General features: G+C 37.9%; 2 protein-coding genes. One reads left to right on the plus strand and one right to left on the minus strand.

What is annotated here, in order from left to right; genetic code table 11:
* Window positions 1-118: 118 nt before the first annotated feature.
* Window positions 119-5,167 (plus strand): DNA polymerase Y family protein, encoded by a 5,049-nt coding sequence (locus CJP74_RS05070; RefSeq protein ID WP_119497197.1) that lies wholly within the window; start codon window positions 119-121, stop codon window positions 5,165-5,167.
* 742 nt (window positions 5,168-5,909) lie between these two features.
* Here the strand turns inward: CJP74_RS05070 and CJP74_RS05075 are convergent.
* Window positions 5,910-6,809: a LysR family transcriptional regulator gene (locus tag CJP74_RS05075; protein ID WP_119497198.1), complete on the minus strand. Its 900-nt coding sequence runs from the start codon at window positions 6,807-6,809 to the stop codon at window positions 5,910-5,912.
* Between the last annotated feature and the right edge of the window lie 664 nt (window positions 6,810-7,473).

Raw genomic sequence — 7,473 nt, forward strand, 5'->3', positions numbered from 1 at the left:
CTATAATAAAGATATAAATTAAGAAAAAAATAGTATCACCTAAAAATTAGCCCCTTCTTTTATTTAACCAAGCTTTAGGCTAGCTTGCGGGGCACTGAGAACACTATGAGGCAAAATTATGACTATCCCACTGCAACAAGACTTAGAGTCTCTGAGCTATCAAGTAGCTCTAGCTCTCAAGGAAAAAATTTTTCCTCCCCAACTTCCTTATGGCGATGACAATCACTCTGAGCTTTATCAACAAAGCTTAGCTCGCATTAATAAACTCAAACGCAAAGATCTCTTACAAGTTCTCGCTTGCCCCTCTGAACAATTAAGTAAAAGCCAAGGGCAAAGCTTACTCAAGCAAGTAAAAAACCAATTACACAAACTAGCCCAAGCTCGACAAAAGATCTTGACTCAAGGTCTTGAAAGCTTAGCCCAAGCTCCTAAAACGCCCGAGCTATTTGGCCAAGTACATCAACACCAACAGTTTATTGACAAAAAAATTGCCGAGCTCGAACTCGAACTTGAGGCTTTACAACTCAGCTACCCTAAAATCAAAGGTTACCTTGCTTATCATTTACCTGAAATTAAGTTTCCTCTCGAGTTAATCAAAATTAAAGAAGGCGAACTCGAAAGCTACTTTAAGCAACAAGTTTCTTTTGTGGTAAGACAAATGACTTGGTTACGTGCTTTTACGCCAATTTTAACTTCTAGTGGGACACAAGGAAAGGTAGAGGTAGTATGGCAAAGACTACTCGATCTTTTACAATTACTGCAATACAAAGAACATGCTTTAGAGCAACAATATCAACGTTGCCTCAATTTAAGCACACGCTTTAATTGGCAACTTTTAGGAGCTCAAGAACTGGCTCTGAAAAAACCAAGCCTAGCTAACAAAGAGCAAGAGGCAAATCTTCTCTACCAAGTGCAACTATGCCAACAAGGTAAGGGGCAACTTAAACAAGCTTTAGCTCATGTACAACAACAATTACAAACGCCAAAAATCGAAGATCTTTTTGAGTTACCTATTTTACATCCCTTAATGGAGTTAGTTTGTGATCCGCAACGCTCTATTGAACAAAAATGGCATCTGCTCGCAAGTGAACTCGTTTCTCCGAGTGTGCCTCAACTTGATGGGCATATAGCTCCAGTGTTTGATCCTTTTGTGCAATTTGATGATCCCGAGTATTTTTCGCGTTTAATTCTTACGCCAGAAAACCGCCAACAACTCCAACTTGAGCTCGAACAACAAAAACCTCAAACTGCTTATAGCCAAGGGCAAGAATTTGTTCCGCCTTTATTACGAGCTGAGCAAAGAGAACTCTATGAAGAAAAAGTAGCAGGTATAAGCCAACAAGCGCAAAGAGAAGCGAGCACAAAAACAACATTTTTCGCCCCTCTAACTGCCGAAGATGCTCCTGCCGTAGATGCTAGCTCGATTTATCGTCCTCCTGTTATGCAAGAATCAGACGGTGAACTCTGGCTCAAACAACAAAAAGAACTCATGCATCAACTCAGTATTCATGAGGCAGACGGAGACTATTATCAAGCTTACCAAAAGGTAATTAAAAAGTTACAGCAAACCTATTATGCGGTTCGCCAAACTATAGTTGCTCCGCAACTAAGCTTTGCTCCCGAACCTGCTAATCCTTTAGGTTTACTCCAGCACTTAGGCAAAGGTAGTAACAACAGCTACTACTATTACCAAAGTATTGCTCCTTTACTCGAGCGTTTAGGGTTTTACTACACTAACAAAGCCACAAAAACTGAACACTGGTATTTAAGTTCGAGTGAGCGAGTGCTACAAGCTCTTGCCCAACGCAACTGGGCTTCCCAAGTTTATCACTATAAAACTTATCAAGATAACTACTTAAATGCTTGGTTAGAGCAACCGCTCTCCTTAACTAGTGTTGAGGCACAAAGTAATAGTGCCTTACAAGAAAAGTACTTGCTTGAAACTAATCTCTATCAAGTGCCAGGAGCTACTTTAGATCTTCGCGCTTATAGCAAGGTGTATTGGGCAAAGCGTATTAAAGAAAAATACTTAGCTCAACTCCAGCAAGAACATGGGGGCTTAAAAAGCTCGGCTCTGCAAAAGCTCAGTCTTAGCCAACTCCAAACCACAGGTTATGCTAACTATTTACACTTGGCACATTTACTGGGGCAAGGGCTCGAGAGCAAACATTGCTTTGTTGCTCCACAAGAAAGCCAAGAAGCAAATAGTCTGCGGGTCTATCGAGAAAAGGAATTAACGCAAACTCTCGGAGAGGATCAAGTAGCTCATGCTTATAGCCAAGCTCAGCAAGAGTTTGTTCAGCAAGTTGAACTCGAGGTAGAAAAAGGCAAAGCTGATGAATATAGCAATATTCGTAAATTGCTTGCTCAGCAATTAAAAGCTACCTCTGCCTCACCTGAGCAATCTTTGCCTCTAACTCTCGAGGACAACTTTTTAGAGCATTTATTTTGCCAAGAGTTTAAAGAGCACTTATCTCTTCGCCTGCAACAAGCGCAACATAGTTATGAGCAAGCTTACTTAAAGCCAGAACGGGATCTGGGCTTAAACTATTACTATAGTTTACGTCGTTTACTCAAACGCCCAAGTATCTATTCGAGCCCTGAACTTAATTCTTCTTTGCTTGATCAGGCACAGTTAAAGCTCTATCTTGCCTATAACCACAAGGCAAGTCATCCTGGTTATAGTCGCTATGGGCAATTAAAAAGAAAACATCGACAACGCCTCGCTAAACTCAGCAAAGACTATCCTCTTTCGAGTCAAGAAAAGTTTTATCAAGCTTTTGTGGGCTATGCTCCTGAGAATATAGCTTTAGGCTCTTTACTTGCCACCACTAAACTTTTTGGCAATAGTAAATGCGTTCATTTACAAAGTCTCGAGCATCCTTTTGCCCGACAAAATATGATCTATGCCCTCGTAGGGCAAGGAATAAGTCATACCCCAAGTTATTTACTGCACCAAGCTAATTTTTGTAATTATGGGGCATTAGGCGAGGGTGAACAACTCACTAAAGCTTGGTATGTCAATGGACAAGGTTATAGCTTGCATACGCAAATGCCTGAGCTAAGTTTTACTTTAGCTCCCGAAGTTGCTCCTCAGCTTATCGCTTTAGAGCAAGAGCAAGATCTTGCTTTTGCTCAGCAACTCATGCAACAACGCGGACAGTATTTTGCTCACTACTCTCAGTATGAACAAATTTATACTTTTCCGAGTTTACTGCAAAGAGGTTGGCGTCAACCTGGCTATGGCAGTTTAAATTACTTTCCTAACCTCTACCACAATACTTGGTTAGCAGCTGGTAGTAAAAAACTTAGCTATCCGATTTACGGCTATAAAACTTTTAATCCTCTTACAGGCAGAGTTTGGCAAGGGGGTGAACCTGACTTCTATCTGCCTGAGCTTCCCGCGAGCATTACTAATCCTCTGCGACGTAGTTTAGTGTACAACCTCTTTGAAGAACACAAGCATGAAGTAGCCCCTGGACAAAGATTTGCTCAAGCCTATCAACAAGAAAATGACTTTCTCTTTCGTAACTATCCACAAGAGCAAGAGTTTTTTCTTAGCCCTGAGCAGTATCTTGCCTACTACTATACTTGGCAAAAAGAAGCTCATAACTACTCAGCAGAAGTTATAGCTTTACTTAACCAACGCTATAGTAAAGAAGACGCCTATTTACACAAGGCAAGTCGCTACTACAGCTACCAGATGATTCCTCTGGGTGTATATACTCGTGAGCAACTTGATGCTCTGGCCTATATGTCGATGCCAGAGTTCTTAGAGCAAATGCAAATGGACAAGGTACTGCCTCGAGTAAGGCAAGCCTTACAACAACAACGTTCGCTCTATCTCGAGAATATGCAAGTTGATACTCTAGCATCTCTTGATCTTGAACAACTGTCTCCTACTTTTGAGAGGGTAATCTTACATTGTGATATGAACAATTGTTTTGCTTCTATAACCATGCAAGAACATCCGCACCTTAAAGGCAAGGCGGTAATTATTGGTGGAGATCAAGAACAACGTAAAGGCGTTGTTTTAGCAGCTTCGTATCAAGCCAAGGCTTGTGGGGTAAAAACAGGAGAACCAACGGTATTAGCTTTAAAAAAATGTCCTGGGGCTATAGTAATGCCACCCGAATTTGAAACCTATAATCGCTACTCGGAACTCGCAACGCAAATTTATTTAAGCTATACCAGCAAGGTAGAAAACTATAGTATTGATGAAGTGTGGATGGATGTTACAGATGTGGTAGGACAATATGAATCGCCTCAAGCTCTTGCCCATAAAGTACGCGAGCATATTAAACGTCAACTAGGCATTACTATTTCGGTAGGAGTTTCTTTTAATAAAACCTTTGCTAAACTAGGTTCGGATCTTAAAAAACCAGATGCCGTAACCTATATTAGCCCAACTAACTACCAAGAAATTGTCTGGCCGTGTCCAGTACAAGATATGCTTGGGGTAGGCTCGGCTACTTTAGCTAAGCTAGATTTTATGAATATTGAAACTATTGGACAGCTTGCCCAAACTCCGCGTGATTACTTAGAAAAACATCTAGGAGCCCATGGCCTTAACCTCTGGTTATGTGCTAATGCTCTAGATGCCGTTGCCGTAAAAACAGGGCAAACTCATGATGCTCATAAAAGTATTGGTCGAGGATCTACTCTTGCTCAAGATGTTTATCAAACGAGCCAAGTTAGTAGCATTCTCCTTGAACTGGCAACTAAAGTATCGCAAGAACTGCACCGTCATAACCTTTTAGCTACAGGCATAGCTATTTCGGTTAGAGATACTAAATTTAAAGATTATGGCGGACAAACTAAACTGGACTTACCTTCGCTAGTAGCCAAAGACTTACAAAGCAAAGGAATGGAACTGTTTAAGCAAATTTTTACGTGGAATCATCCTGTGCGAGCTCTAACTATTCGTGCGATAAACTTAATACCTTATACCACGGAGTTAACAGGAAATATCTTTAGTGATGTTACAGGACAAGTAAAACGTAACCAACGCCAAAGAGCTATCCATCAAATTAACTCTTCTTTAGGGGCTAAGGATAAGGCTCGTGTCCATGCTGCCTCGGAGTTGCATAATACGCCATGGCTCGGCGATAGGTCTAACCTTATGGCTGGCTTAAAAGGACCGCCACCGCCAACTGAAAAAAGATAAGGTTAAGTAAAAAATTAAAGAAAATTAAAATAAGGGTTAAAAATAAAAAATAAGGGTTAAGGTTAATTACTTAATTTAGTTCCACTAATCAAATTAAGTAAAAAAAATATAGCAACAATAATAAAGTGCAAGCCAGCTTGCACTTTATTTTTTGTTAATTGGTGAATTGGTTAATTAGGTTAATTATTTAAATTTTTGTGTTAAAGAACTGTACCTATTTCTTTACTCTTGTTTTTAATTTTTTTAAATCCCAAAGATTCTTGATTATTTTTCACAAAACTATTTAATCAAAGACTATTTATTAATAATCTTTGCTGCAATATAATAAAAACATACCAAAGATTTGAGGTTTAACTAAAAATATCCTATATCTTTATTAATCTATCCTGAGAAATTTTTTCTATCTTTTAATGCAAAAAGAATCGTTTTATACCTAAGATTTTTCTTATGAAGTTATAACCTCTAGTCTCTTTCCCAGACATATATGCTCTTGATTTATCTCAGTTAAGTAACCTTACTTGCCAGCCTAACTCAAGATAAGAAAAAAACACTTGTATAGAGATATTATCTATATGTGGCTTTGTTAGGGATATCTTCTCTAGGGTATATTATCTTTTTTAAATAAATGTCTTAATTCTATTCATTGTCCGACTCCTTGAGCTTTGCTTAAGGAGTTTTTTTGTCCTTAAACGCGAGAAACCGAGGCGTGGGCCTCGGTTAGTCGTTTAATTCTTTTATTCTTTTATTCTTTTAATTTCAGTGCGTCTAAGATAACACGTAAAGCTTGGGATACCCGACGATCAGAGTAGTAAATACAAGTTTTTGGTAGGGTAATACCATATTCAGGAAGAACTTGCACTAAGCGTCCTTCATGTAAATCTTCTTCAACTAGATCTAAAGGTACATATGCAAGCCCTACGCCTAAACGAGCTGCATTCACTAAACTTATAGGGTCACCATAAGTCCAAGAGTTTTTTGGCGCATGGGTAATACGGCGACGATTGTCTTGCGGATCAATAAACTCCCAATCCCATAGTTTATTTGTCTGGAAACGATAAGCTAGGCATGGATATGCTTCTAGATCATCTGGTGATTTTGGAAAACCATCACGAGCAAATAAAGCTGGAGAACCGACTACAACCATTTTCAGGCCATTATTTATAGGCAGTGAGATAAAGTTATTAGGAATTTGACTTTCTAATCTTACACCCGCATCAAAGCCATCAGTTAGCAAGTCGACAAAGCCATTGGCTTCAAAAAACTCGACATTAACTAGAGGATACAGTTTTGCTAACTTAGCTAATTTAGGGGTAAGAACATAGTCTATCATATGACGCGAAGCGTTAATGCGTACAGTCCCTTTAGGTTCTCTCCCCATATCATTCAGAGCAGATAAACCTTCTTCTAGAATTGTATAAGAAGCTTTAACGCCCTCATAGAGCATTTTACCGCGTTGGGTTAGGAATACTTTACGGGTAGTACGATTAAGTACATCATAACCTAAGAATTTCTCAAGCTCACGAATTTGTTTACTAATACTCGCTTGCGTAACTCCAAGCTGGTTGGCTGCTTTGGTGAAACTACCATAGTCCGCGACGCACATAAATTGATAAAGAACGTTCAAGTATTTTCTTGGTAGCATAAGCAATAATCCAAATTATGAATTTAGTAAATGATCCTATTATATATATTTTACCATTAAAAATGCTCTTAATTGCTTAAATTTAATCAAAAATGATATTTTATTTTGTTACTTACTCAACAAAGATTACTCATTTTTTATATAGATATGTCTTTTTTAAGAATCAAGAGAAAAGGAAACTAAATTCTATTTTTTCTACTAAGTTTGGTAGTTTAAGGATAAAAAAAGAGAAAGAAATTTATATCTTATGATCATTTTCTCGCAAATATAAACACAAATGTGCATTATACCAAAAACCAAACCGTGATAAAGAAAAACCTTATATTTTTTCGGGGTATAGAGGAAAAAATTCTTATTTAAGAGAGAATTATCTGCAAATTTTAGGTATCCTTAATTTAATTACCTCTAGTTATATTAAATTTTTTTGTTTATAACTGTCTTGCGTTATTTTTTGCTTTTTCCTAAATTGAGTTATTTTTTGTTTAAAATTGCTTAGCGAAGAGTTTTTACTATTAATTGCCTTAAATTGAGCGGTATTACTAATTCCCTCAAGTTATTTTTTGTCTTTAACTGCCTTGAGTTATTTTTTTTATTATTGAATTTTATTAGATAATCGGAGAGTATTAATTGAGCTCAGATTTATATTGCTCACTAATTTTTGTAA

The organism is Psittacicella melopsittaci (genome assembly GCF_003585925.1).
GTDB classification, from domain to species: Bacteria; Pseudomonadota; Gammaproteobacteria; order Enterobacterales; family Psittacicellaceae; genus Psittacicella; species Psittacicella melopsittaci.

What these genes read in the sequence shown, in the direction of transcription:
- CJP74_RS05070 (WP_119497197.1), top strand. Translation starts at nt 119, where the DNA reads ATGACTATCCCACTGCAACAAGACTTAGAGTCTCTGAGCTATCAAGTA.
- CJP74_RS05075 (WP_119497198.1), bottom strand. Translation starts at nt 6,809, where the DNA reads ATGCTACCAAGAAAATACTTGAACGTTCTTTATCAATTTATGTGCGTC.